Consider the following 24723-nt stretch of genomic DNA (forward strand, 5'->3'; position numbering starts at 1 on the left):
CCCGGGCCACGATCAGCGCCGTTTCCTGGACCTGTTCGCACGCGACCTCGCCCCCCGCCTGCGCGCATTGACCTGAGATTTCACCGCTCATGGCGTGCCCGCCGTAGCAGTAGGCGTGAACCCCAACCGCTGCGGCGCGGCAGGCCTCCACCGCGACAATGCCGGGATCTCGGTGGGGCACGTTTGAGTCCGGAGATCGCGGGTAGCACGGCGAGGACTTCGACGACCGAGCCGAGGAGCCGCGGTGGGTATACGTCAGTGGATCACGGAGTGGCCGGTCTACCGGCAGTTGACCGGCGAAGACCCCCTCGGCAAGGCGGCCGCCGCGCAGTCCGAGCACAGTCGATCGTTGCAGGCCAGAACGACCGACGCCGACCGTGTCGTGACGTCGGTGTGCCCGTACTGCGGTGTGGGGTGTTCGCAGCGGGTCTACGTCAAAGACGAGAAGGTCGTTCAGATCGAAGGTAATCCGGACTCACCGGTCAGCCGCGGACGACTGTGCCCGAAAGGTGCGGCGAGCCTGCAGTTGACGACCGGGGAGGCCCGGCGCCATCAGGTCCTCTATCGGCCGCCGCACGCCACCGACTGGCAACCGATCGGTCTCGAGCGGGCGATGGACATGGTGGCTGATCGGGTGATCGCCACCCGGCGCGCGTACTGGCAGGACGAGGTCGACGGCAATCGCACCGCCCGCACGATGGGAATCGCGAGTCTGGGCGGAGCCACGCTCGACAACGAAGAGAACTACCTGATCAAGAAGCTGTTCACCGCGCTCGGCGTCGTGCAGATCGAGAACCAGGCCAGGGTCTGCCACAGCTCGACCGTCGTCGGGCTGGGCACCTCGTTCGGTCGCGGCGGCGCCACGACCTTCCTGCAGGACCTGCAGCACGCAGACTGCATCATCATCGAGGGATCCAATTTCGCCGAATGCCATCCGGTCGGCTTCCAGTGGGTGATGGAAGGTAAGGCGCGCGGCGCCGTGGTCATCCACGTCGATCCCCGCTTCACACGCACCAGCGCGCTGGCGGACCTGCACGTTCCGATCCGCGCCGGCACCGATGTCGCATTTCTGGGCGGAATCATCAATCATGTTCTCTCCGAGGACAAGTACTTCCGCGAATTCGTCGTCAACTACACCAATGCGGCGACGATCGTCGACGAGGAGTTCGGCGATACCGAAGACCTCGACGGCCTGTTCTCCGGTTTCGAACCCGAGGCCCGGCACTACAAGAGCGCCGAATGGCAATACGAAGGCGTCGACGTGGCCTCGGCGTCGGGGCAGCGTGGCCGCGGATCCGGCGAGCCGCACAAGGAAGACGACGTCCGTTCCGCCGGACGTCCCGAGCAGCACGGCATGGGCGGCGCGGCGCTGGAGGGCGAGTTCGTTCGTGACGAGACGTTGCAACATCCGCGCTGCGTCTTCCAGATTCTCAAGCGCCACTACGCCCGCTACACACCCGAGACGGTGCACCGCATCTGCGGCATCCCGCCGGAGACCTTTTTCGAAGTCTGCCGGCATCTGACCGAGAACTCCGGTCCCGAGCGCACCAGTGAATTCGTCTACGCCGTCGGCTGGACTCAGCACAGCACGGGCAGCCAATTCATTCGCGCCGCCTGCGTGCTGCAGATGCTGCTCGGCAATATGGGCCGGCCCGGCGGCGGTATTCAGGCCCTGCGCGGGCACGCCAGTATTCAAGGTTCCAGCGATATCCCGACGCTGTTCAATCTGCTGCCCGGCTATATCCCGATGCCGTACGCGATGCCGCGGCAGAGCCGCGCCGATTTCATCGACTCCCATGCCGCGCGCATCGGCTTCTGGGCGAATATGGACGACTATCTGGTCAGCTTGCTCAAGGCGTGGTGGGGTGATGCGGCGACCGCGGACAACGAATTCTGCTTCGACTATCTGCCCCGGCTCACCGGCTCGCACAGCACCTACGACACGGTCTTCGAGCAACTGGAAGGGCGGTGCAAGGGCTATTTCCTGTTGGGGGAGAACCCGGCCGTCGGCTCGGCGAACGCCACGCTGCAGCGGCTGGGCATGGCGAATCTGGATTGGCTTGTGGTGCGCGATTTTTCGTTGATCGAGAGCGCGACCTGGTGGAAGGACGGTCCCGAGACAGAGACCGGTGAGATACGCACGGAAGACAACGGCACCGAGGTGTTCTTCTTCCCCGCCGCCGCGCACACCGAGAAGTCGGGCAGCTTCACCAACACCAACCGCCTGCTGCAGTGGCACGACCAGGCCGTCGAACCCGACGGCGACGCCCGCAGCGACCTGTGGTTCACCTATCACCTCGGGCGCATCATCCGCGAGAAGCTGTCCGGTTCCACCGACCCGCGAGACCGTCCGATCCTCGACCTCACCTGGGACTACCCGACTCTGGGCGATACCGCCGAACCCGACGCCGACGCCGTGCTGGCCGAGATCAACGGCTTCGACGGGCAGGGCAACCCCTTGCAGAGCTATACGCAGCTGCGCAACGACGGCTCGACCACGTGCGGATGCTGGATCTACTGCGGAGTCCGCAAGGACGGCGTGAATCAGGCGGCACGCCGCAAACCACAGACCGAGCAGGACTGGGTCGCGCTCGAATGGGCCTGGGCATGGCCCGACAACCGCAGAATCATGTACAACCGCTGTTCGGCCGCACCCGACGGATCCCCGTGGAGCGAACGCAAGAAGCTCGTGTGGTGGGACGCCGACCAGCAGAAGTGGACGGGCCTGGATGTGCCGGATTTCCAGGTGACCAAGTCACCGGATTACCGGCCCGGCGACGACGCCGCGGGTGTGGACGCGTTGTCGGGCATCGACCCGTTCATCATGCAGGCCGACGGCAAGGGGTGGTTGTACGTCCCGGCCGGCCTCGCCGACGGACCGCTGCCGACCCACTACGAGCCGCAGGACTCACCGGTGCGCAACGAGCTCTACGGACAGCAGCGAAGTCCGGCACGAATGGTGTTCTCGGACCCCCGGAATCGCTACGCGCCCGATGCCGGCGAGGCGGGCGCTCGGGTCTACCCCTACGTGGCGACCACCTACCGGCTCACCGAACAGTTCACCGCGGGCGGCATGTCGCGCTGGACGCCGTACCTGTCGGAGCTGCAGCCGGAAATGTTCTGCGAGGTCTCACCCGAACTCGCGACCGAACGGGGCCTGGTCAACGGCGAGTGGGCGACGATCGTCAGCCCGCGTGCGGTGATCGAGGCCCGGGTGCTGGTCACCGACCGGATGACGCCGCTGACCGTGTCCGACCGCACCGTGCACCACGTCGGCCTGCCGTACCACTGGGGACCCAATGGGCTCAGTACGGGGGATGCCGCCAATGAACTGTCTTCGGTTGTGCTGGATCCGAATTCGCACATCCAGGAGGTCAAGGCATTCACCGTCGACATCCGGCCCGGACGTCGCCCACGCGGCGCCGATGCGACCGCGATGGTCGCCGACTACCAGCGGCGAGCAGGAGTCACCGACAAGACCGGCACGGGAGTGTGAGCATGGACCTCGAACGAGACCTGACCGCCGACGACCCGCCACACGGCGGTGGCTACCCGGATCAGCACCCGCGGATGGGATTTTTCACCGACACCACGGTGTGCATCGGCTGCAAGGCCTGCGAGGTGGCGTGCAAGGAGTGGAACCACGTTCCCGACGACGGTTTGAACTTCACCGGCATGTCCTACGACAACACCGGCGGGCTGGGCGCCGACACCTGGCGCCACGTCGCATTCGTCGAACAGCGCAAACCGATTGCGGCACAGGCGAATACCGCCGAGGTGGTGGATCTCGGAATGCCGAGCTCCACCAAACCGGGGGACGGTGACGGGGAGCGTGGCGAATTCCGCTGGCTGATGTCGTCGGATGTGTGCAAGCACTGCACGCATGCGGCATGCCTCGATGTCTGCCCGACCGGGGCGCTGTTTCGAACCGAGTTCGGAACGGTCGTGGTGCAGGAAGACATCTGCAACGGTTGCGGATACTGCGTGCCGGCCTGCCCGTACGGCGTCATCGACCAGCGCGAGGACGACGGCCGGGTATGGAAGTGCACGCTGTGCTACGACCGGCTCGGCGACGGAATGGAGCCCGCCTGCGCCAAAACCTGTCCCACCGATTCCATTCAGTTCGGCGAACTGTCGCAGCTGCGCGAGCGCGCCGAAGAGCGCGTCCGGCAGCTCCACGACGCCGGCGTCACGGATGCCCGGCTGTACGGGCAGGATCCCGACGACGGCGTCGGCGGCACCGGGGCGTTTTTCCTGCTGCTCGACAAACCGGAGGTGTACGGCCTGCCGCCGGACCCGCTCGTCACCACCCGTGACCTACCGGCCATGTGGCGCAACGTCGGCATCGCGGCGTTGGGCATGCTCGCCGGGCTGTCGGCGACGTTCCTGAAAGGGCGACGATGAGCGAGCACGAGAGGCAGACCGGCATACCGCAGGATCGGTCTGCGCCACCTGATCGAACGGCCGTCACCGGAGACGTGAATCGGTTGCCGCGGCGCCAGCGGGGACGCGGCCGGGGCGAGAAGAAGATGGTGCCCGACGCGCACTTCGAGTCCTATTACGGCAAGCCGATACTCAACAAGCCGACGTGGGAGGCCCGCGATATCGCTGGTTACCTGTTCCTCGGGGGGCTGGCAGGCGGATCGTCGGTGCTGGCGATGGGCGCGGAATTGACCGGCCGCCGGAAAATGGCCCGCGTCACCAAGGTCAGCGGGCTGGCCGCGATCCTCGCCTCCCTGGTGGCGCTAATCCACGACCTCGGCCGCCCGGAACGATTCGTTCGGATGCTGCGAGTGTTCAAGCCGAGTTCGCCGATGAGCGTCGGTTCCTGGATCCTGGCCACCTACGGTCCGCTGGCGGGAGTCGCCGCGGCCACGGAGATCACCGGATGGTTTCCCCGTGTCGGCAGAGCCGCGACCGTCGGGGCCGGCGTCGTCGGCCCGGCCGTCGCCTCCTACACCGCCGCGCTGATGTCGGACACCGCGGTGCCGACCTGGCACGACGGATATTGCGAAATGCCGTTCGTATTCGTCGGCTCGGCCGCCACCGCGGCGGGCGGACTGGCGGTCCTCGCCTCGCCCGCGCACGAGGCGGGCCCCGCCAGGCGCGCCCTGATCCTCGGTGCCGCAACCGAATTGGCCGCCGGTGTGGTGATGAGCCGCCGCATGGGATTGTCGGCAGAGCCACTGCATCAGGGGACCGCGGGCCGATTGATGAACGCCGCCAAGGCATTATCGGTGTTCGGCGCGGTCGTCGGGGGAGTCGGGGGCCGACGGTCGAGGACCGCGGCGATCATCGGCGGCGCCGCCGCGGTGGCAGGTTCGGCGTGCACCCGGTTCGGCATCTTCCACGCCGGCGTCGCGTCCGCCGAGGATCCGAAGTACACAGTGATCCCGCAACGAGAGCGGCTCGCGCAGCGTGAGGGTGTTCCCGGCTGAATACGAGGGGCCGGGGCGGGTAGTGCGGCCGTATAGCGCCGACCTCGGCTTCCTGCGCCGACCGGCGTCGAAACAATTCACTCCCGGCAGAAGAAGGTGTTGGTAGATGAGCGCGGACAAAGCGGATGTCGTAGACCTGTTGATCGCGCAGCATCGACAGATCGAAGATCTCTTCGACAAGTTGCGCGCCGGACCTGACGACAAGCAGAACCTGTTCGAGGAGCTGGTACGGCTGCTGGCGGTGCACGAGACCGCCGAGGAAGAAGTCGTCCATCCGGCAGCTGCGCGCGCGCAGTTCGGTGCGAAGCCGATGGTGGAGAACAGGCTGGCAGAGGAGAACGAGGCGAAGCGCGACCTCGCCGAACTCTACGACCTGGGCGTGGACAACCGGGAATTCGACGCCAAACTCTCGGCGTTCGCTCGAGCGGTGCTCGCGCACGCCGAACACGAGGAAAAGGAAGAATTCGCCTTACTGCGCCAGTCGTTTTCGGGGACCCAGCTGACCCACATGGCCAATACGGTCCGAGGCGCCGAGGCCATCGCACCTACCCGCCCGCACCCACACGCGGGTGAATCGCGTGCGGCCAACCTCGTGGCCGGACCACCACTGGCCGTGTTCGACCGCGCGCGCGACGCACTGCGGAATGCTCGTCAGCACGACACACAGTGACGTGCAGCGCCACCTCGCGCATGCCGACGACGGGGCCTGCGCAGCGAAATGCGGGAAGCCACCGCGAAATTCGAGTAGCGGTCTACTCGGGTCGGTCGCTCCGTCGGTGCATACGCTGACAGCAACGTAGAAAGTTGAATGTTCGGCGTGGCTGGATCGGATGAAAGTAACGACGTCACCGGCACCGCCCGAACCGGGGTTCGTTGCCGCAGCACATCGCGGCGACGGTCGGCGTGAACGGCGACCCGGGTTTCGTGGCGGCGGTGCGGCTCGGCTTATCGCCGCACAGCGTCGTCGGCACTACACCACACCGGTACCGCTGTGGGCCGCCCCGGGGGTTCCTCGTTCGGTCGGTCGACACGATGTCCCCGGAGTCAGGTGGTGGACATCGCCGGTCTCGGTGGCATCGCGGTTGCCCATGTCGGTTTTGCGCTGCCCCGGTCCGGGAGGTTCCGGGTGATGTTCGATTCGTCGATTCGCCGCGGTCGGCGGCGCGATGGCAAGGGCCAGGTACCTGAGGGCGCGAGTAACGATCACGTCGGCTGGATGCAGAGACGCGCGCCGATCGTCGACCGAATTCTAAGCTGGTGGCATACGGAAGGCGCACGCCACGCATCCACCGACTGGAGACCCTGGTGACAGATAGCCGATCCTCGAACTCGCGACGCACAATCGTCATAACCGGTGCCAGCGACGGCATCGGAGCGGTGACCGCCCGGGCGCTGGCCGCCCCGGACGTCGACCTCGTCATCGTCGGCAGGTCGGCGCAGAAACTTGCCACGGTGACCGCCGACACCGGTGCGACCGCCTTCACGGCCGATTTCGCCGTTCTCGACGATGTGCGCGGTCTCGCCGAGCAGATCGGTGACCATGTCGGCTCGATCGACGTGCTGCTCAACAACGCGGGCGGTCTCTTCGAGCCGCGACAGCGGACCGTCGACGGGCACGAACCCAATTTCCAGATCAACCATTTGGCCCCGTTTCTGCTGACCAATCTGCTGCACGACAAGCTCGCCGCCAACGGCGCGCTCGTGCTGAACACCGCGAGCGTCGGCAACCTGTTCGGGCACGTCGACATCTCCGACCTCGACTACCGGCGCCGCCGCGCCTTCGGATGGCGCGCCTACGGGACGAGCAAGCTGATGAACATCATGTTCACCCGCGGTATCGCGCAGCGCTGGTCGTCGGACGGAATCGTCTCCGCCGCAGTACATCCCGGTCCTGTGGCGTCGAGCTTCGGCCGCGACTCCCGCGCCGTCGGCCTGCTCTACCGCACCCCACTGCGCCACGTCGGAACGATCACCCCCGCCCGCGGCGCCGAACCCCTGATCGAACTGGCCGGCCGCGGCGCCGACCCGGAAATCAACGGCGTCTACTTCCATCGGCACCGAGCGCGAGGCCCCGAGTCCCCGCAAGCACACAACCGCCGCCTCATCGACGAACTGTGGACTGCCTCGGCCGATCTCGTCGGCCTCGGCTGAGCAAACATCGCCGAGAGTATCGCCGGCCCCGGTATCGAGGACTTGTTCGCCGCCGGGCGCAATTTTCGGCGTGAGCTGCAGGGAGATGTGAGCGTCGTAGGCGGTGCGTTATGGTCGGGTTCCAGGGGACGTCCCGGCTACCTGCGCGGCAGCCGGTCCTCGGGTCCGGTACTTGCCTGCGATGCGGTGTCAGGGAGGAAATGTGGATATCACCCAGTTGATCCTCGATGACCATCATGAGCAGCGGCGGCTGTTCGCGATCCTGGAGCAGATCGATCGCGAGGACACCGGTGCGCTGGGGGCGATCTGGGACCGGCTGGCGGCGTTTCTCGAGCTGCATGCGCAGGCCGAGGAGGAGATCTTCTATCCCGCGCTGCTGCAGGTCGGGATCGCGGCGCGGCGTGCGAGCGGGGCGGAGGACGAGACACTTGATGCCATCCACGACCACAACGAGATCAGGGATGCGGTCGCCGACGTAGGGCGGCACCAGGTGGGCACCGACGAGTGGTATGCGGCTGTCGCGGCGGCGAACCTGGCCAATAGCGACCATATGGCCGAGGAGGAGCGCGAGGGGCTCACCGACTTTCGCCGCCTGGCCGGACTGCAGCGCCGCCATCAGCTCGCCGTGGCCTTCGCGGCGTACGAGGCGCGCAACTACGCGGGCGTCGTGCCCGTCGACAAAGATCCGGCCGGCTACGTCCGCGCGGCGGAGGCGGCGCTGCGCGGCGAGGGGAACGGATCGCTCAGTGTGGGCAGCTTGAAGCGAATTCCGCCCAGCTGACGGGAGTCGATCAGTCCTCGGCGAATGTTGCGATGCGCGTGGCACTCTGGACAAGTGCCTGTTCCGGCGGATGGCCGCCGGCACGACAACGCTGGGAGGTCGCAGGACATGGTGAGCGTTATCGGTGGCGGGATCGCGGGCAGTTGCCTGGCCGGTGGTCTCGCGCGGCAAGGGCATCGGGTCGCGCTCTACGAACAACAGCGCCCGGGTCCCGGAGCCGGGGCGTTTCTGTTCATCGACGGGCGCGGACACGATGCGATGGAGGCGATGGGCGTCGATCGCTCGGCGCTGCACGAGGTGTCCTATCCGCTCGCGGGACTCGACTACGAGGACAGTCGCGGCCGGCGCAGCGAAATGCCCAGCCGCGGACATCGTTTCTGGTTGCGCCGCAACCTCATGGGCGTGCTCTCGGAATTCGTCGCGCGCTCCGGCGCCGACCTGCGCTACGGCGAGCCGATCACCGAAGTGACGGTGAGCGACGACGATCACACGATCCGGCGGGGCTCCGACGTCGTCACCACCGAGGAGCTGCTGATCGGCGCCGACGGTATCGACTCCGTCGTCCGGGCCGCGCTGGAACCCGCACGCACACCGGTCTACGCCGGTGATGTCGTGCTGTACGGAATGACCGGCACGCCATTGGATCCGCCGCCGCCCACGACCCCCGCGGTCCTCCACTTCTTCGCCGAGGTCGCCGAAGACGGCAGTGCCGGAAGTACTTTCGGCCACATCTGGCGCCCCGAGGACCCCGCAGCCCTGTGGTTCGTGCGGATCCCGCGCGATCCCCTCCCCGGTACTCGCGACGATATCGGGATGCGGCCGGTCGACGAGTGGGCCGAAACCGTCCTGGCCGCAACGCCTTCCAGCCGGGCGCTGGTTTCGGCCTTCCTGTCGCGGACGGAACTCGTGCACGTCAGCAACGCCCGCAACGTCCCGCTGGAAGGCGCACGCGCACCGCAGGATTCGGTGATCCTGATCGGCGACGCCGACCACGCGATCACTCCGGCGGCCGGTGTGGGAGCCCGTGACGCGCTCGAGGACGCCCGTGCGGTCTTCGACGCGATCGCCGGCACCGCCTCACCCGCCGAAGCGATGACCCAACGCCGCAAGCAGATCGTCACCGACCGCGAAACCGCCCAGCGAGCGCGGCGCCGATGACTGTCACCGCGTCGGCAGATCCGTGAGCCGGGACCATTTCGTTGTGCGCCGATGAATTTCGCGCCCACAGGACGTCTCCTTCTCATGAGGAAACTGAGCTACGGGATCAGCATGTCCCTGGACGGCTACATCAACGACCGCGACGGCAGCATCGACTGGTCGAATCCGGACGACGAGTTGCACCAGTTTCACAACGACCGGTATCGGGACATCGAGATTTCACTGCACGGTCGTCGCCTGTACGAGCTGATGGCCGAGTACTGGCCGCATGTGCCCGAGGATGCGCCCCCGATCCAGCGTGAATTCGGCAGGTTGTGGACGGAGAAGCCGAAGGTCGTCTTCTCGCGGACACTGACCGAGGTGCACTGGAACAGCACGCTGGTCAGTGAGAACGCGGTGGAGCAGGTGCGCAGGCTGAAGGCCGAGGGCGATGGCGTCATCGAGGTCGGCGGCGCGAGTCTGGCGGCCTCGCTGATTCCGCACGGGCTCGTCGACGAGTACCAAGTGTTCGTGCTGCCCGTGGTGCTCGGCGGCGGCACACCGATGTTTCCCCTGCTGGACAAGCGTATTCCGCTCCGGTTGGCGCAGACGCGGCATTTCGACACGGCGGTGATGCTGCGCTACGTCGTCGACTGAGGACGGCTCCGGCTCGAGGTCAGAGAACGTCACCCACCGGGGCCCAACCGACTGGCGATTTGGTAGACGTTCCCGAACGGGTCGCGAACCATGGCGCGGCGGTCACCGTACGGCGTGTCGAGCGGTGCCTCCAGCGTGTCCGCGCCCGCGGCGACCGCGCGCTGGTAGGTGGCCCCGACGTCGTCGACGTAGACGTAGAGAAAGGCCGGAAATGGTTCGCGCTCGCCGGATTCCGAGACCATGATCAGCGAATCGCCGACGCGGACCTCGGTCGGCCGGTTCGGCTCCACGTCGCCGGTCGCCCCGAATACGGTCCGCAGAAACGCGACCGCCGCGGGGTGGTCGGCCACCACCATGCGTGGTGTCACCGAACGAAAACCCGGCGGGGGAGCAGAAGCCGTAGCCATGGCGCGAGTCTGGCACGCGATCCTCGACCGGGATGGCGTGTCGGCGGGAAACGTTCGCCGACCTGCGCTGTGGCTCCCGTGGGGCGCGGTCGCCATTGTGCACGCGCTCGCACTCGGGCACAGTTCGGTGCGGCGGTGACGGGTCGTCGGCCGCCGGTTGGTGATCGTTCGAGGCTCGGGTAGCGGAAAGCAGGCGATGCGGTGGGTGTGTACGTGGTGACCGGGGCGGCGTCCGGAATGGGGCGCGCCGCGGCGGAGAAATTGCGTGAGCGGGGCCATACGGTGGTCGGTGTCGATCTCAAGGACGCGCAGGTGGTCGCGGATCTGTCGACGCCGGCCGGCCGCCGCACCGCGATCGACGGTGTGCTCGCGGAGGTGGACGGGCATCTCGACGGCGCGATACTCGCCGCGGGGGTCGGGCCGGCGCCCGGTGCGGACCGGCCGCGGCTGATCTTCGAGGTGAACTACCGCGGCGTCGTCGAACTGCTCGACGGGTGGCGCACGGCCCTGGCCCGGGCCGATGAGGCGAAAGTCGTTGTGTTCGGCAGCAATTCGACGACCACCACCCCGTTGGTGCCGCGCCGGGCGATTCGTGCGCTGCTGGCGGGCGACACGGACAAGGCGCTGCGGGCGTTGCGGATCTTCGGCCGGAACGCGCCGTCGATCGCCTACGGCACCTCGAAGATCGCGGTGAGCCACTGGGTGCGCCGCCACGCGACGACCGCGCAGTGGGCAGGCGCGGGAATCCGGCTCAACGCGCTGGCACCCGGCGCGGTGCTGACGCCGCTGCTGGAGAAGCAGCTCGCGACCCCGGCCGAGGCGAAGAACATCGAGCGTTTCCCGGTCCCGATCGGCGGCTTCGGCGATCCGGGCGATCTGGCCGAATGGGCGGTGTTCATGCTGTCGCCCGCCGCGCGATTCCTGTGCGGCAGTATCGTTTTCGTCGACGGCGGCAGTGACGCCTATTTTCGTGCCGATGACTGGCCACGCGCTGTCCCGCTGCGCAAGCTGCCCGGTTATCTGTGGCGATTCTTCGGCTCGGGTCCGCGCTGAACGTCGCGGACCGCGTCGGGGCGCCTCAGACGGCGGCGAGTTCGTGCCGCAGCACTTCGCTCGCGGCGCGTTCACCCGAGCGGACCGCGCCGTCGACCCAGCCGCACATCACGGCCGAGCTCTCGGTGCCGGCCCAGTGAATCCGGCCGCACGGTTCGCGCAGCGCGCGGCCGAACTGGGTGAGCACGCCGGTCGGCGTGTGACTGAGCATTCCGCCACCGGAGTACCGTTCGGCGCTCCAGTCCTGCTCGACGTAGTCCTCCGGGGAACCGGCCTTCGTCCCGAACCTGCCGGCCAGTTCTCGCAGGATGGCCGTTCTGCGGTCGGTGGCGTCGAGGTGTCCGATCCGGCGGGCGGTGGGCCCCTCCGTGATGACGCACAGGATTCCGGGCCGGGCGGTGTCGGTGCAGGCGTCGAGGGTGACGGTGGCCGGCGACCCCGGCGCGGCCGACTGCCCGGACAATCCGTCGTGCCGCCAGAACGGTTCGGCGTAGACGACGGAGGTCTTGATGATCGAGCCGCTCGGCACACGCTGATGCAGCAGTGAGCGATCGACCGGCAGCATCGGCTCGTACCGGATCTGACCGGCGATCGCCAGCGGGACGGCCACGATCGCCCGATGGGCACGCAGCGCCGACCGACCGGCGTGCACGGTCACTCCGGCATCGTCCTGCTCGATGCCGTGCACCGGCTGCGACAGCCGAATCGCCTCACCGAGCTCGGCCGCCATCGCACGGTAGATCGCACCCATGCCGCCCACGGGCCGGGAGTCCTGGGAACCGCCCCTGACGCTGAACACGAAGTTCGGCCCGCCCCCGGACGCCATCTGATACAGCGCGAAGAGCATCGACACCTCCGAGGCGGCCGAGGTGTAGCTGCCCGCGATGGCGGTCTCGAGCAGATCGTGGGCGGTCCTCGACCGGACGGTGCGATTCAGCCACTGCGCCAAGGTGATTCGATCCCATTTCTCGGCGTTCTTCGCATCCCACGGTGCGTCGAGCGGAATCGACTTGCACAGGTGGGCCAGCTCGGCGAAGCCGGCGCCGAGATGGATCGAGGCCCACGGACTCATCGTCCACGGGATCGTGCCGGTGTAGCGGTACTGCTTGCCGTCGACGACCATCAAAGCCTGGCCGTCGGTGTACTGGCGATAGCTTCCTACGCCGAACTCGTTCATCAGGGCGCGGACCCGGTCCTGGCCGGGCCCGATCCAGGCGCCGCCGCGGTCGATCCAGCAACCGTCCCCGCGCACCTCGGTGAACGTGCGCCCACCGAGCCGGTCGCGAGCTTCGAGTACCGCTACCGATCGGCCCGCCTGTTTCAGTCGCAGCGCGGCGGTCAACCCGGCGAACCCGCCGCCGATTACGCAACAGTCCACATCCGTCATCGAGAGCCGCCTTCGTGTCGACGTTCTCCGGGCGGCGGCGGGGCACGGCACTGCTCACATCCACGACCTCGCCGCTACGAACCACTTCGGTCGGATCGGCACCTCAGGTGGGCAATTTTAGAGCAAATCGGGGAGGTGGCGGACCGTAAACCCCGCACCTACCACCGGTGGCCGGTCGCGACGGGTTTCGGGGAGCCCTCGCGCGGAACGAGCACGACGCGCCGACCCGACATCCGCACTCGCAGGCCGGCGGCGCGGGCGAGGACGACACCGATCAGCGCCGCCGAAAGTGCGGAGACCGCTCCGCAGGCGAACAGGCCGAACCGGGGCCCGAACTCCTCGGTGAGCCATCCGACGATCGGGCCGCCGATAGGTGTGCCGCCGGTGAAGACCATCATGTACAGCGACATCACCCGCCCGCGCATGGCCGGGTCGGTTTCCAGCTGCACCATCGAGTTGCCCGAGGTGTTGAAGGTGAGTCCGAGCAGGCCCACCACGGCGAGCAGCGCGGTGAACAGCCAATAGTCCGGGGCGAAGGCGGCGACCGCCTCGAGTGCGCCGAAGCCGACGGCGGTGCCGACCAGCATCCGCATCCGCACCCGCCCGCGGCGACCGGCCAGCAGCGCGCCCGCGAGCGAACCCGCTGCCAGTGCGGTGTTGAGCAACCCGTACTTGCCGGCATCGACATCGAAGACGTGATACGCGAAGCCCGACAGCACGGTGGGGAAGTTGTAGCCGAAGGTGCCGATGAAGCCCACCATGACGATCGGCCAGAGCAGTTGCGGATGGGCGCTCACATACCGGAGGCCTTCACGCAGTTGCCCTTTCCGGCGCGGCAGGCGCGGCACCGGTGTCAGCTCCGCCGGTCGCATGGCAAGCAGACCGGCGATGACGGCGACGAAGGAACAGGCGTTGATCGCGAAGGCCCAGCCGGAGCCGACGGCGGCGATCAGCGCTCCCGCGACCGCCGGCCCGACCAGTCGCGCGGCCTGGAAGTTCGCGGAGTTCAGACTGACGGCGTTGCGCAACCGCTGCCGGCCGACGATCTCCGGGACGAACGACTGACGAGTCGGATTGTCGACCACGGTCACCATGCCCAGCAGCAGCGCCAGCACGTAGACGTGCCACACCTCGACCGTGCCGGTCAGCGTCAGGACCGCGAGGACCGCGGCGAGCAGTCCCATGGTGGCCTGGGTGAGAACCAGAAGTCCGCGCTTGGGGAAGCGATCGGCGATGACGCCGCCGTAGAGACCGAACAGCAGCATCGGCAGAAACTGCATGGCAGTGGTGATGCCGACGGCGAACGCGCTGCCGGTGAGACCGAGCACCAGCCAGTCCTGCGCGATCCGCTGCATCCAGGTACCCGTATTGGAAACCACCTGGCCCGCGAAGTAGTAGCGATAGTTCGGCACGGTGAGGGAGGCGAACATCCCACTGGGGCGATCCGGCGGTGCCGGCGGTGGCGCGGGCAGATCGGACGGAAGTGAATCGGTGGTGGTCTCGTGGTCGTCGGTGCGAGTCGCGGTCAAGACTGCCTTTCCTGCGGTCAGCTCCTTGTTCGGTGAAGAGCAACGTTCGGTTGCTGCGGATGGGCTCGGAGAGTGGATGCGGCGCGACGCCGGGTGAGCCGGTCGGCGGTCCGCCGATCCACGTTGTTTAGCCTATCTAATCAATTATACTGCGGCGCAGCCGATGATCTCTGTGCGGTTGGCAACAGGAAGACGGTCTCGGCTGGTGGGCCGGGTGATCGTGGCGCCCGAATCACCCGGACCATGCAAGGGCTTGGTCAGCGCGCGGAGGATGCCGGAATCCCCGCACCGGCGGCATCGGCGCCTCCACGGGGGTAGCGCCGATGGAGTGCCGCGGTCGCGGACCGATACGCGGCAGGCTTCACCGGAAGCAGCCATTGCCGCAGCCTGGCCACGGGGCCGATGTTCACCCCGATCTCGTCCAGGATCTCGTCGACGTGGCGAATCGAGAACGGAATGATGTTGGTGCCGCGGGCTTGTTTGCCCTCGGTGCGTTCGATCATCCAGTTCAGGCGGCGCCGGGCGAACTCCCGTCGGTGTTCGGCCGAGGGCAGGCCGGTGCCGCCACCGGCCAGATAGTCGACCACCCACATCGCGGAGGCCTCGGCGGCGATCGGGCTGACCAGCGACGAGCTGTAACCGACGAAGAACAGATTCGGCACATCCAGTGGCAGGATCTGGCGATACAACAGGAAGTTGCCGTCGCCGTCGGTGAGCCGATCCTGCACCGAGGGACGCAGGAACGGCACGCGCTGAACGAAACCGGTGGCGCAGACCACGATGTCGGCATCTCGCAGCGTGTCGTCGGACAGTGCGATGGTCGGTTTGCCGTCCTTTTCGTGCAGTCGCGTGATGACCGCGCCGCGGTGCAGGGTGATGACGTCGTCGCGGATCTTCTCGTAGAAGTTCTCGGTGGCCAGGCTCACCGCGTGGCGGACCACGCGCTCGAACGGGCCGTCGGGCACCAGTCCCAGCCGGTCCAGCAGCAACTGCCGGCGCACGATCAAACCCATGCCCCCGAGCAGCGCGTTGCGCAGGAAACGTCCCGGCCCGGTCAGGAATCGAGCGAACCCGCGCTGGTCGATATGGTCGAACAGCGCCTCACTGAAACGGGTGAGCAGGATGTATTTGTAGGTCACCAGCCCGGCAAGCCTGCGCGGCACCTTCCATGTCACCTCCCGGGCCACGACGGTGGTCGAGCGAGCGACGTCGCTGAGCGCTTCCGCGATATCGCAGGCGGATTTGCCGTAACCCACCACGACGACATCCTTGTCGGCCGCGTCGTCGAGCCGGGTGAAATCCGATGCGGCGCAAACTCTTCCGCCGGCGCGTTCGAAATCCTCCCGGCCCGGATACTCGGGAACGAACGGATCGCAGAAGATGCCGGTTGCCACGATGAGGTGGTCGAAGACCGCCGGTGCCTCCGTCCCGGAGGTGAGGTCCCGGACGATCAGCGTCCAGGTCCCGGTCCGCTCGTCCTGGGCGGCATCGGTCACCTCGGTCCGGAGGCGGATGAGGCGATGCAGATCGAACCGGGTCGCGTAGTCCTCGAGATAGTTCTGCACCTGGGCGCCGCTGGGAAATTGCGGATAGGCGCGCGGCATCGGGAAGTCGGAGAACGCGTAGGTGCCCTTGTTGTTCTGCGTGGTGACGCCCGGATACCGGCGGGTGCGGCTCCACACCCCACCGACGTCGGGGGTGCGGTCGTAGACCGTGACGTCGAATCCGAATTCGGTCAGCAGTTTCGCCGCACAAAGTCCGGAGACCCCGGCTCCGATGACAGCGACCCGCACGGAGGATTCACCTCCCGCGGCCTCGGTTCCGGCATCGCCCGGCGCGCTCACGCGGGCACTCCGGCCGTGCTGCGTGCTTCCTGGAAGAAGGCGGACACCAACTGCTGGAAGCGCTGTGCGTGCTCGATCTGTGTCCAGTGCCCGCAGTGGCCGAACACGTGCAGCTGCGCGTTCGGGATCGTGGCGAACATGTGCTGTGACGCCTCCAGCGGTACCACGCGGTCTTCGCGTCCGTGCAGCAGCAGCACCTCGTGCGGGATGGCCGCGAGTTGTTCGTCGGGCACGATCTGGGCGTCCAGCCAGCGCGCCCGCGGGGGCGGGAAAACCTTCTCGAAGGCTTCCTGCGCGCCGGGCCGGATAGTGGCGCGGTAGCGCAGTTCGGCCAGCTCGTCCGTCACGAGCGACCGGTCGTAGGCCATGATGTCCATGATGTTCTTCATGTTCTGTACCGACGGGGTGTAGCCCCAGAGCTGATCGAGCTCCTCGGTGAAGCGCATCTTGACTCCGCCCGCGCCCATCAGCGCGATCCGGTTCAGGCGCTCCGGATGCCGGGTGGCCAAGTGCAGGGCGAGCCCGCCGCCGAAGGAATTTCCGACCACGTGTGCCTTCTCGATACCGAGGCCGTCGAGCAGAGCCGATATCTGATCGATCCAGGTGTCGAAGATGTGGAAGTCGGCCGGTTCGGGGAGTCCGGTATAGCCGAAGCCGACCAGATCCGGGGCAACGACGCGGAAGTCTCGGGCCAGCACCGGAATCAGGCCGCGCCAGTTCGCCCAGGCGGAGACTCCGGCGCCGGAGCCGTGTAGCAGCAGCACCGGGTCGCCGGTCCCGACGTCGTGGTAGTTGGTGTCGAAGGTGCCGGTGCGCATGCTCCGGCCGATTTCGGGATTCTCGGCGGTCATCGTGTACTTCCTCCGGTTGCCTGAGTGGTTCGGTACGTCGGGTGATTCAGTGGGTCGCGGCCAGTGCCGACAGCAGGTCGTCCTGCACGAGAGCGGGAGACGGGAAGGCGCGTTTGCTGTGGCTCAAGCCGGTCACCACGAGCAGCTCGCAGAGTTTGTAGGCCACCACGCCGGGATTGAGGACCGGCACCTCCAGCACACGTGACAGGTAGGCATGGGACTGGTGCATCGTGGTCGAGCCGAGCACGATCACGTCGGCGCCGTCGTCGTCGATCGCGGCGCGTGCCTCCCGTTCGAGAGCGGCGAAGACGAAATCCTCTTTGCCGGCGAGCAATTCGGCCGTATCGGGTGCGACGCCGATATCGCGGACGGAGGCCATGCGGGCACCGAGCCCTTGCTCGCGGGCCGCCTTGTGGTACAGCTCGTGCCACTGCGGCCACATCGTGATCACCGAGAATTTCTTGCCCAGCAACGACGCCAGCAGCATCGAGGCCTGGCTCGGTGCGACCACCGGAATGGTGAGCCGGGAGCGCAGCGCCGCCAGCGCCGAATCGCTCATCGAGTTCACGCACACCGCCGCGTATCCCTGTTCCTCAGCGCGAGATCCGGCCTCGAGGACGAAGGCGTCGGCCAAGGTCGTTTCGTAGGCGCTGTCCAATGTGGTGCCGCCGGCGCGGGCGCTGACGAAGACGTTCTCGAATCCGGGATGCACGATGTCGTCCGGGATCTGGGCGGCGAAGGCGGCCAGCGCCTCCGGCGGCACCGGTACGGGAACGATGTTGAGTACCTTGCGTTCTGGGCTCACAGTCCCACGTCCTCTCGGGTTCGGGTCAGGGTGTCGACGACGGCGTAGGCGACGGCGCGCACCGCGGTCATCACGTCGGAGACCGACGCGACGCCCATGCCGCCCAGGCCTTCGTTCAGTTCGGCGGGTGCGGTCGCGGGCGGCCAGGGATAGCCGATGCGCGCGCAGGGCACGCCCATGCGGCGGATGAGGGTTCCGTCGGTCTGGCCGCCGAGTAGTGGTGTGGATTCGTAGGGACGGCCTTCCACCTCTTCCCAGCCGCGCCGGCAGGACTGGATGATCCAGTTGCCGGGATCGGTCATGCCGCCGGGCAGCGACCCGTACATCTCCCAGTCGAGGTCGATATCGGGCTCGGTCGCGCGAATGTGGGAGATCAACCGGGCGAACTGGTTTCGCACCTCGCCCGGAGTGGTTCGGGGGTTGACCCGGACGTCGAGGTAGATCTCGGTGGTCGCGGAGGGGAATGCCGGCTTGTCCGGGTTTCCGGAACGCAGGGCCGAGATCCACCCCTCGGGAATGGTGGAGCCGGAGGTGTTGCGCGCGGTGTATTCGGGCAGCCAGGCCTCGATATGTTCGACCACGCGCGCGGCCGGCACGATCGACGAGCGGAACCCCGGTGTGCCCCTGCTGATTCCGGCGTATCCGAAGGTGCCGCGCACCGACACCTTGAACCAGCACATGCCCGGTTCCTCCGGGTAGACGGCCCACCACGGTTTCAGGACGATGGCGTGATCGGGCATCGCGCCGTGGGTGAGCAGGTGGAACACCCCGCTGCTCATGCCCACGTTGTCGCGGTCGCTCATGGTGACCGGCATTCCGCCGCCCGCGAAGCCGATCGCCAGATCACCGATCAGGGGCACACCGGCGTCCGCGACGGCGTGGACGACCTCGGTCAGCCCGGCCACCATGCATTTCGGATTCGAGGCGCCGAGCCCGATCACCAGATCACCGTCCACCCGCGCCTGGGGCACCATATCCGGACGCAATCGCGGCCCGACCCACGGCACATCGGCCTCGGGGTCGATGTGAGTGTCGATCGGCGCGTACAGCAGTAGCCGGCTGCCGCCGCCGCTGCCGCGTATCTCGCCCAGCACATTGCCGGTGTGCTCGCTGACCGGTCGATAGGCGGCGTCGATGCCGACCGCGTGGCGCAGATGGTCGGCCATGAATTCCGAGGCCGCGCGTTCGCGTCCGGTGGGGCTGTGGATGTCGACCAGCGAGACGAGCAGATCGCGGAAGCGGTCGGGGTCGAGTCGATCGCAGACCGCCTCGTACATCGCGCGCCGGTCGTCGTCCAGCGGTAGGTCCTGGATCGATTCCGCCGCGCCCTCCGTGCTGGTGATGGCGTCGTTCATCGCTGTTCCTCCGGTAGCGGGCAGCGGGCGGCCAGCCCGACCCGGTCGGTCACGCAGGTCGCGATGCGCACGAGCGAATGGTCGGTGCCGGTCGGGCCGATGAGCTGCACGCCGAGCGGCAGTCCGGTGGCGCCGGTGCCGGTCGGCAAGCCGACCGCGGGCAGCCCGGCGACGCTGGCGAGCTTGTTGAACACCGGGTCGCCGGTGCTGTCCAGGCCGTGCGGCGCCTCCCCGGTCGCGGCGAGGGTCAACAGCACGTCGGCGCGGCGGTGCGCACCGTCGACGAAGCGCCGGGCAGCGCGAAGAACGCTGCGCGCGTGCTGAATTCGGCTCGGCTCCGCGGTGCGGCCACGGGTGAGGAATTCGGCCAGCCGGGCGCTGATCCCGTCGGTTCCGTCGCGGCCGACGCGGTCGTGGAGTGCCGCGGCGGCCTCCGCGGCCATGATCAGCGCGTGTGCGTCGTCGAGCTCGGCCAGCTCGGGCGGAACGGCGATCTCGGTGACGGTGGTGCCGTGGGCGCGCAGGCCGGCGGCGAACGATTCCAGGCGCTCCAGCGCGTCGGTCCCGGCGCGGTCGTCCCACGGGGGGCCCAGCACACCGACGGTGAGGTCGCGGGTGGCGGGCAGTACCGCGGTCTGTACTCGGTCCGTGAGGACCTGGTCGACCGCGCCGAGCCACACCGGATGCCGCGCGAACGCGCCGAGGGTGTCGAAGCTCAGCGCCACCGGCAGCACGCCGTCGAACGACCACCGGCCGTAACTGGGTTTGAGCGTGAAGACGCCGCAGTAGGAGCCGGGACGCAGCACCGATCCGGCGGTCTGGGTGCCCAGGGCGATGGGCACCTGGCCGTCGGCGACCGCTGCCGCCGAGCCGCTCGACGATCCGCCCGGTGTGTGCTCGAGATTGTGCGGGTTCCGGGTGCGGGCCGGCTCGTAGGTGGCGAACTCGGTGGTGGCGGTCTTGCCGAAGATCAGCGCGCCTGCCGCGCGCAGCCGGCGTACCGCGTCGGCATCGCGGCCGGGGCGATGTCCCGACCAGAGGGGGCTGCCGTAGGCGGTCGGCTGATCGGCGGTGTCGATGATGTCCTTGATGCCCACCGGAATTCCGTGCAGCGGCGAGCGGGGCGTTTCGGCATCGAGTGCGCGGGCCTGCGCGCGAGCCCGGTCCGGATCGAGAAAGGCCCAGGCACGGACGGATTCGTCGCGTACGGCGACGCGCTCCAGATAGCGTTCCACCGTCGTGATGCTCGAGGTCTCGGTGTGCTCGCCGGTGGTGGCGTCCACGGTCATCTCAGCTCACCTTCTTCCGGACCTCGTGGCCCCAGCGCGCCGGGGCGTCGTAGGTCTGCACGACCCAGTCCTCGTCGACAACGGCTCCGCCCCAGCCGATTTCGATGCCGAAGCCGGACGGCGTGGAGAGGTAGAACGAGGTGACCCCGTCGTTGGTGTGGCGACCGAGCGTCATCTTCAGATCGATGCCCGCGGCGGTGATCCGGTCGTAGGCCCGGCCGACGTCGTCGAGCGTGGCGGTCTCGATCATCAGATGGTTGAGGTCGCCGCCGCGCATCCCGAAGCATTCGTTCATCAACGCCAGGCTGTGATGGCGTGAATTGCAGTGCAGGAAGGTGGCATCCGCGCCGTCCCAGACGATGTAGTCGGTGAGCCGGAAACCGAGGACGCGGGTGTAGAAGTCCACCGCCGCCGGATAGTCCGAGCACATGTAGACCACATGCCCCAGGCCCAGTTCGCCGGTGACGAAGCCGCTGATCACCCCGCCGGGCCGTACCGGGTGGTGGTCGGTCAGCACGCCGTAGCCGATCTCGGTGGGAAACCCGTCCAGATCGGCGAACCGGATGGCGGCGGCGACATCGAACGTGTCGCCGGCGGCCACCCGCTCGACCTCGATGCCTTCGGCCTCGACCGCCTCGGCCAGCGTCTTCAGCTGCTCGGGAGTGTTCACCTCCCAGCTGACCCGCCGGACGCGGTCCTCGGCACCGGGATACAACGCGATGCGGTGGTGGCGGTCGTCGAGGCGGATCAGCAGCGGATCCGCCGACGAGGTGCGGGGCCGGGCATCGAGTTCGAGAAGGTCGACCAGCAGATGCTGCCAGGCGTCGATATCGGCGACCTCGACGGTCAGAGCCCCGAGTCGGGCGATGCTCATGATGATTCGTTCACAATCTGTGCGCACCGGCGGCCGGGCCGCCGGTGGTGATCAGCTGGGGAGGAATTGCTCGGCGTGGATCCGCTCGGGCGGCAGGCCCAGTTCGCTCAGCCGGACGCGGGCCGCATCGAGCATGGCCGGGGGACCGCACAGGTAGGCGCTGGTGTTCGGGTCGGCGACGTCGGCCGCGGTGAGCACGCTGACCGGATTACCGGTGAGCACGTCGGGATGGTCGAACGGCTCGTCGACCACCACCCGTACCGACAGCCCCGGGGTGAAACTGCGCCGTCCCGCGAGCTCGTCGAGGTGGAACAGATCGGGTCCGCGGGTACAGCCGAAAACCAGCTCGATGCGGTCGCGATCGCGTGCGGTCTGCAGCGTGTCGAGCATCGACAACATCGGGGCCAGTCCGGTGCCGCCCGCCACCATCAGAATCGGACCGGGTTCGGGACGCAGTCCGAACGACCCCATCGGGCCCTCCATCTCGAGCTCGTCGCCGACGGCGGCGCGCTCACGCAGATAGTGCGACATCGCCCCGGACGGCAGGACGCGCACGGTGAAGGTGAGCCGGCGCTTCTCCCGTTCCCCGGAAGCCATGGAGTACGAGCGCCATTCGCTGGTGCCGGGCACCCGCAGCCGCACGTACTGTCCCGCCCGGAAGGAGAATTTCGCCGACTTCGGCAACCGGATCTGCAGTTCCACCACGGAATCGGCCAGCCAGGTGAGGCCGGCGACCTTGGTGGCGGTCGTGATGATCGGGTTCTCGTCGAGCAGGGCCGCCGGGTAGTCGAGGTCGATCTCGGCGTCGGAACGGGCACGCGCCTGGCACAGCAGCCGCATGCCCGCCGCCGATTCGTCCGCGCGCAACGGGTAGACGCGGCCTTCGGGCATGACCACGTCTCCGGCCGATATCCGGCCGATACAGGTGCCGCAGGTGCCGATCCCGCATTGATGGGCCAGCCGCACGCCGGCGGCGCCGGCGGCGTCCAGCACGGAAATGCCTTCCGGTACGTGGATCTCCTTCACCGTGTCGGTGTAACGCAAACGGACACAATGGGTTCCGGTGTCCGCGCGGTCGGTGGAGCGGATTTCGCTCGGAGACATGGTCATGCGGTCAGTCCTCGTCCCGATACGGCGATTCGAAGTATCCGCGCAGGTGACGGGCGGCCATCTTGCGCCACGCGATGATGGAATAGTCCATGTCGCAGAGCATTTCGTTGTTCCAGCCGTCGAAGCGGGTGTAGTGCTCCTCGGTGGCCTCGCGGGCGAACACGTCGCTGTTGTTGAAGCCTTCGAGCGCGAGCGGCTTGAAGAAATGCTCGAACTTGAAGTCGAATTCGGCCCGTTCCTCGTCGGTGTGGGCGCGGGTCGCCACGACCTCCCAGTACTCGTGGTGGTGGTCGTCGATCGGGACGTAGAACTCGTACTGCACGACGTCGGTGATCGGCCAGTGCTCCACCATCAACACGCCCGGCACCCACAGCGAGGTGCGGAAGTAGTGCTGAACGCTGCCGCGGGCCTTGATGTCGACCTTCGGGTTCTCCAGCACCGGCTGATACAGATCGGGCCGGTCGTAGCGGTTCATCACGCCCTTGGGCCCGTTGGGGATGTCGATCTCCTCGGTGGCGTCGTCGGTGAGGGCATTGACGCCGAGCGGCAGGGCGCGGTCCAGGGCCACCAGGATCTGGTTGTCCCAGTGCACCAGCAGATGTCCCGGATCGAGGCCGTTCTCGGCGGCCAGGCGCCAGTTGCCGACCAGCTTGCGGTGGATGCCGCGCACGATGATGTTGTCGTCCATCAGGTGGGCGACGGGAGAGTTGTTGGGGTCGTTGGTGACTCGCATCGGCAGATCGCTCTCGAGCGGCGGCGGGGTGCCGTAGTCCGCGTCGCCGACGAAGACGAAGATCATGCCGTTGACTTCTTCGACCGGATAGGTCCGGATCGCGGCCCGCCCGATCAGCGAATCGTCGGGATTGCCGACGATGGTGGTGAGGCTGCCGTCGTCGACGCTGTAGGTGTAGCCGTGGTACCAGCAGGTCACGGTGCTCTCGGACAGGCACATGGGCTTCGCCGACAGTTTCACGCCGCGGTGGATACACCGATCCGACAGCGCGTAGGCCTTACCCGCCGACCGGCGCAGGGCGATGTCGTGGCCGCCGATGGTGACGCCTTTGACGGTGCCGTCGGCGAGCTCGGTGGAGAACAGTGCGGGATACCAGTGGTTGGCGTAGCCCCAGTCGGCCTGGACGTAGGGGGCGTAGTGCCGGGTCACACCGGCCGAGGTGCCGTTGTAGTGGTCAGCGGACATCGAGAAACCTCCATCGAGGTGGGGACCACGCGGTGTGTGCGTGGTTGATCCGTGATGAGTGGCGCGGCGGGGAATGCGGCGCGGAATGTGGGCTGGACACCGTGGTGTCCTGAGCCACATTACAGAATCTTCGTGGACTATCAATAGACTTTCAACGTAAATTTCATGTTCCACATTGCGGTCGGCCGGGTTACCCGTGTTGGCTGGTGTCCTATGACCGCCACCGAAGCCGCCGGCGCCGACCGGCCCGCGAATCTGGATCCGGAACGTCGCTGGCATCTGGCCGAGAACACCCACGAAGAGGCGATGACCGCCTTCGAATTCGCCCTGTTGCAGGTCGAGGGCGCGTTCGAGCGGTTCGCCGTGCAGGCGTTACGGATCGCCGGGGATGTGGATCTGGCCTTCAACGAAGTCGTGGCGCTGCATGTCGTGCGCATGCAGGAACGCGCCAAAGACACCGCGACCATCGCGCAGCTGACCAATCGCGAGGATCTGCCCAATCTGCAGTACAACCTGCGGAAGCTGGTCAGCCTGGGTCTGCTCGAGCGCACCAAGTCGGGCACCTCGTCGGTGTTCCGGGTGACCGAGGCCGGGCGCGAGATCTCCGATCGCTATGCCGCGTTGCGGCGTGAACTGCTCACAGCCAATTTGGCCGAATTATCCGATGTGACAACGAAAATGCGGCACGCGGTCCGCACGATGCACATTCTGACCGGCCTCTACGCGGCGGCCAGTCGTGACCTGGCCACCATCAATCCGGCGGTCATGTTCCCGGCCGAGGGCGACGAGGCCGAACCCGAACCGGCCGCGAAGCGGCGCCGGCGGCGCGGTGACGGAGCCGGGTGAACGGTGTCCGG

The 24723-nt window shown here is 67.5% G+C and carries 22 protein-coding genes and 1 pseudogene; 12 read left to right on the forward strand and 11 right to left on the reverse strand.

Features of this window, described 5'->3' with window-relative positions; all coding sequences use genetic code 11:
• The 10 genes and pseudogenes from NN2_RS37455 to NN2_RS27440 all read left to right on the forward strand — a co-directional run.
• Window positions 1–76, forward strand: a pseudogene (locus NN2_RS37455) (F420-dependent glucose-6-phosphate dehydrogenase); the annotation flags it as partial.
• 168 nt (window positions 77–244) lie between these two features.
• On the forward strand, window positions 245–3496 hold the full coding sequence (gene fdh, locus NN2_RS27405; RefSeq protein ID WP_063017171.1) for a formate dehydrogenase: 3252 nt from the start codon (window positions 245–247) through the stop codon (window positions 3494–3496).
• A gap of 2 nt (window positions 3497–3498) precedes the next feature.
• A complete protein-coding gene (locus NN2_RS27410; protein ID WP_082857308.1) occupies window positions 3499–4404 on the forward strand; it encodes a 4Fe-4S dicluster domain-containing protein in 906 nt (301 codons plus the stop codon).
• Between the two features lie 74 nt (window positions 4405–4478).
• Window positions 4479–5438 carry an NrfD/PsrC family molybdoenzyme membrane anchor subunit gene (gene nrfD / locus NN2_RS27415; protein ID WP_245658885.1) on the forward strand — a complete coding sequence of 320 codons (960 nt, stop codon included), beginning with the start codon at window positions 4479–4481 and terminating at the stop codon, window positions 5436–5438.
• Between the two features lie 106 nt (window positions 5439–5544).
• Window positions 5545–6108 (forward strand): hemerythrin domain-containing protein, encoded by a 564-nt coding sequence (locus NN2_RS27420; RefSeq protein ID WP_063017173.1) that lies wholly within the window; start codon window positions 5545–5547, stop codon window positions 6106–6108.
• A 378-nt stretch (window positions 6109–6486) separates the two neighbouring features.
• Window positions 6487–6747: a hypothetical protein gene (locus NN2_RS37460; protein WP_146102114.1), complete on the forward strand. Its 261-nt coding sequence runs from the start codon at window positions 6487–6489 to the stop codon at window positions 6745–6747.
• Window positions 6744–7589, forward strand: a complete 846-nt coding sequence (locus NN2_RS27425) for an SDR family NAD(P)-dependent oxidoreductase (protein ID WP_063017175.1) — start codon at window positions 6744–6746, stop codon at window positions 7587–7589. Before NN2_RS37460 ends, NN2_RS27425 begins: the two co-directional genes overlap by 4 nt.
• A 202-nt stretch (window positions 7590–7791) precedes the next feature.
• Window positions 7792–8370 carry a hemerythrin domain-containing protein gene (locus NN2_RS27430; protein WP_063017177.1) on the forward strand — a complete coding sequence of 193 codons (579 nt, stop codon included), beginning with the start codon at window positions 7792–7794 and terminating at the stop codon, window positions 8368–8370.
• A 108-nt stretch (window positions 8371–8478) separates the two neighbouring features.
• The gene (locus NN2_RS27435) at window positions 8479–9528 is read left to right on the forward strand and encodes an FAD-dependent oxidoreductase (protein ID WP_063017179.1); all 1050 of its coding nucleotides are present in this window, start codon (window positions 8479–8481) and stop codon (window positions 9526–9528) included.
• Between the two features lie 84 nt (window positions 9529–9612).
• A complete protein-coding gene (locus tag NN2_RS27440) occupies window positions 9613–10164 on the forward strand; it encodes a dihydrofolate reductase family protein (RefSeq protein WP_063017181.1) in 552 nt (183 codons plus the stop codon).
• A gap of 29 nt (window positions 10165–10193) precedes the next feature.
• Here the strand turns inward: NN2_RS27440 and NN2_RS27445 are convergent, their stop codons facing one another.
• Window positions 10194–10571, reverse strand: coding sequence for a VOC family protein (locus NN2_RS27445; RefSeq protein ID WP_245658887.1), 378 nt, complete (start codon window positions 10569–10571; stop codon window positions 10194–10196).
• Window positions 10572–10772: 201 nt separating this feature from the next.
• On the opposite strand from NN2_RS27445, the gene NN2_RS27450 reads away from it, so the two are divergent.
• Window positions 10773–11624 (forward strand): SDR family oxidoreductase, encoded by an 852-nt coding sequence (locus tag NN2_RS27450; RefSeq protein ID WP_063017185.1) that lies wholly within the window; start codon window positions 10773–10775, stop codon window positions 11622–11624.
• A gap of 25 nt (window positions 11625–11649) precedes the next feature.
• Here the strand turns inward: NN2_RS27450 and NN2_RS27455 are convergent, their stop codons facing one another.
• The 10 genes from NN2_RS27455 to NN2_RS27500 all read right to left on the reverse strand — a co-directional run bounded on the left by NN2_RS27455 (window position 11650) and on the right by NN2_RS27500 (window position 23866).
• A complete protein-coding gene (locus tag NN2_RS27455; RefSeq protein ID WP_063017187.1) occupies window positions 11650–13011 on the reverse strand; it encodes a flavin monoamine oxidase family protein in 1362 nt (453 codons plus the stop codon).
• Window positions 13012–13169: 158 nt separating this feature from the next.
• Window positions 13170–14540 carry an MFS transporter gene (locus tag NN2_RS27460; protein WP_063017189.1) on the reverse strand — a complete coding sequence of 457 codons (1371 nt, stop codon included), beginning with the start codon at window positions 14538–14540 and terminating at the stop codon, window positions 13170–13172.
• A gap of 257 nt (window positions 14541–14797) precedes the next feature.
• Window positions 14798–16384, reverse strand: coding sequence for a flavin-containing monooxygenase (locus NN2_RS27465; RefSeq protein WP_063910894.1), 1587 nt, complete (start codon window positions 16382–16384; stop codon window positions 14798–14800).
• Entirely contained in the window at window positions 16381–17235 is an 855-nt protein-coding gene (locus NN2_RS27470; protein WP_063017191.1) for an alpha/beta fold hydrolase, read from the reverse strand. The genes NN2_RS27465 and NN2_RS27470 overlap by 4 nt, the downstream gene beginning before the upstream one ends.
• A 46-nt stretch (window positions 17236–17281) precedes the next feature.
• Window positions 17282–18040 (reverse strand): aspartate/glutamate racemase family protein, encoded by a 759-nt coding sequence (locus NN2_RS27475; protein WP_063017193.1) that lies wholly within the window; start codon window positions 18038–18040, stop codon window positions 17282–17284.
• Window positions 18037–19395: a M20 family metallopeptidase gene (locus tag NN2_RS27480; protein ID WP_063017194.1), complete on the reverse strand. Its 1359-nt coding sequence runs from the start codon at window positions 19393–19395 to the stop codon at window positions 18037–18039. The genes NN2_RS27475 and NN2_RS27480 overlap by 4 nt, the downstream gene beginning before the upstream one ends.
• Window positions 19392–20684: an amidase gene (locus NN2_RS27485; RefSeq protein ID WP_063017195.1), complete on the reverse strand. Its 1293-nt coding sequence runs from the start codon at window positions 20682–20684 to the stop codon at window positions 19392–19394. Before NN2_RS27485 ends, NN2_RS27480 begins: the two co-directional genes overlap by 4 nt.
• A gap of 1 nt (window position 20685) precedes the next feature.
• Window positions 20686–21558 carry a VOC family protein gene (locus tag NN2_RS27490; protein ID WP_063017196.1) on the reverse strand — a complete coding sequence of 291 codons (873 nt, stop codon included), beginning with the start codon at window positions 21556–21558 and terminating at the stop codon, window positions 20686–20688.
• Window positions 21559–21609: 51 nt separating this feature from the next.
• A complete protein-coding gene (locus NN2_RS27495) occupies window positions 21610–22668 on the reverse strand; it encodes an FAD-binding oxidoreductase (protein ID WP_063017198.1) in 1059 nt (352 codons plus the stop codon).
• A gap of 4 nt (window positions 22669–22672) precedes the next feature.
• Window positions 22673–23866, reverse strand: a complete 1194-nt coding sequence (locus NN2_RS27500) for a Rieske 2Fe-2S domain-containing protein (RefSeq protein WP_063017199.1) — start codon at window positions 23864–23866, stop codon at window positions 22673–22675.
• Between the two features lie 213 nt (window positions 23867–24079).
• Between NN2_RS27500 and NN2_RS27505 the strand changes: the two genes are divergently transcribed.
• On the forward strand, window positions 24080–24712 hold the full coding sequence (locus NN2_RS27505; RefSeq protein WP_063017200.1) for a winged helix DNA-binding protein: 633 nt from the start codon (window positions 24080–24082) through the stop codon (window positions 24710–24712).
• Window positions 24713–24723: the final 11 nt, after the last annotated feature.

Origin of the sequence: Nocardia nova NBRC 15556 (assembly GCF_001613005.1) — a bacterium.
GTDB lineage: Bacteria > Actinomycetota > Actinomycetes > Mycobacteriales > Mycobacteriaceae > Nocardia > Nocardia nova.

Coding starts and splice junctions, on each gene's coding strand:
- NN2_RS27485 (WP_063017195.1), bottom strand. CDS start 20,684: ATGACCGTGGACGCCACCACCGGCGAGCACACCGAGACCTCGAGCATC.
- NN2_RS27410 (WP_082857308.1), top strand. CDS start 3,499: ATGGACCTCGAACGAGACCTGACCGCCGACGACCCGCCACACGGCGGT.
- NN2_RS27495 (WP_063017198.1), bottom strand. CDS start 22,668: ATGACCATGTCTCCGAGCGAAATCCGCTCCACCGACCGCGCGGACACC.
- NN2_RS27490 (WP_063017196.1), bottom strand. CDS start 21,558: ATGAGCATCGCCCGACTCGGGGCTCTGACCGTCGAGGTCGCCGATATC.
- NN2_RS27480 (WP_063017194.1), bottom strand. CDS start 19,395: ATGAACGACGCCATCACCAGCACGGAGGGCGCGGCGGAATCGATCCAG.
- NN2_RS27445 (WP_245658887.1), bottom strand. CDS start 10,571: ATGGCTACGGCTTCTGCTCCCCCGCCGGGTTTTCGTTCGGTGACACCA.
- NN2_RS27440 (WP_063017181.1), top strand. CDS start 9,613: ATGAGGAAACTGAGCTACGGGATCAGCATGTCCCTGGACGGCTACATC.
- NN2_RS27435 (WP_063017179.1), top strand. CDS start 8,479: ATGGTGAGCGTTATCGGTGGCGGGATCGCGGGCAGTTGCCTGGCCGGT.
- NN2_RS27500 (WP_063017199.1), bottom strand. CDS start 23,866: ATGTCCGCTGACCACTACAACGGCACCTCGGCCGGTGTGACCCGGCAC.
- NN2_RS27470 (WP_063017191.1), bottom strand. CDS start 17,235: ATGACCGCCGAGAATCCCGAAATCGGCCGGAGCATGCGCACCGGCACC.
- NN2_RS27505 (WP_063017200.1), top strand. CDS start 24,080: ATGACCGCCACCGAAGCCGCCGGCGCCGACCGGCCCGCGAATCTGGAT.
- NN2_RS27455 (WP_063017187.1), bottom strand. CDS start 13,011: ATGACGGATGTGGACTGTTGCGTAATCGGCGGCGGGTTCGCCGGGTTG.
- NN2_RS27420 (WP_063017173.1), top strand. CDS start 5,545: ATGAGCGCGGACAAAGCGGATGTCGTAGACCTGTTGATCGCGCAGCAT.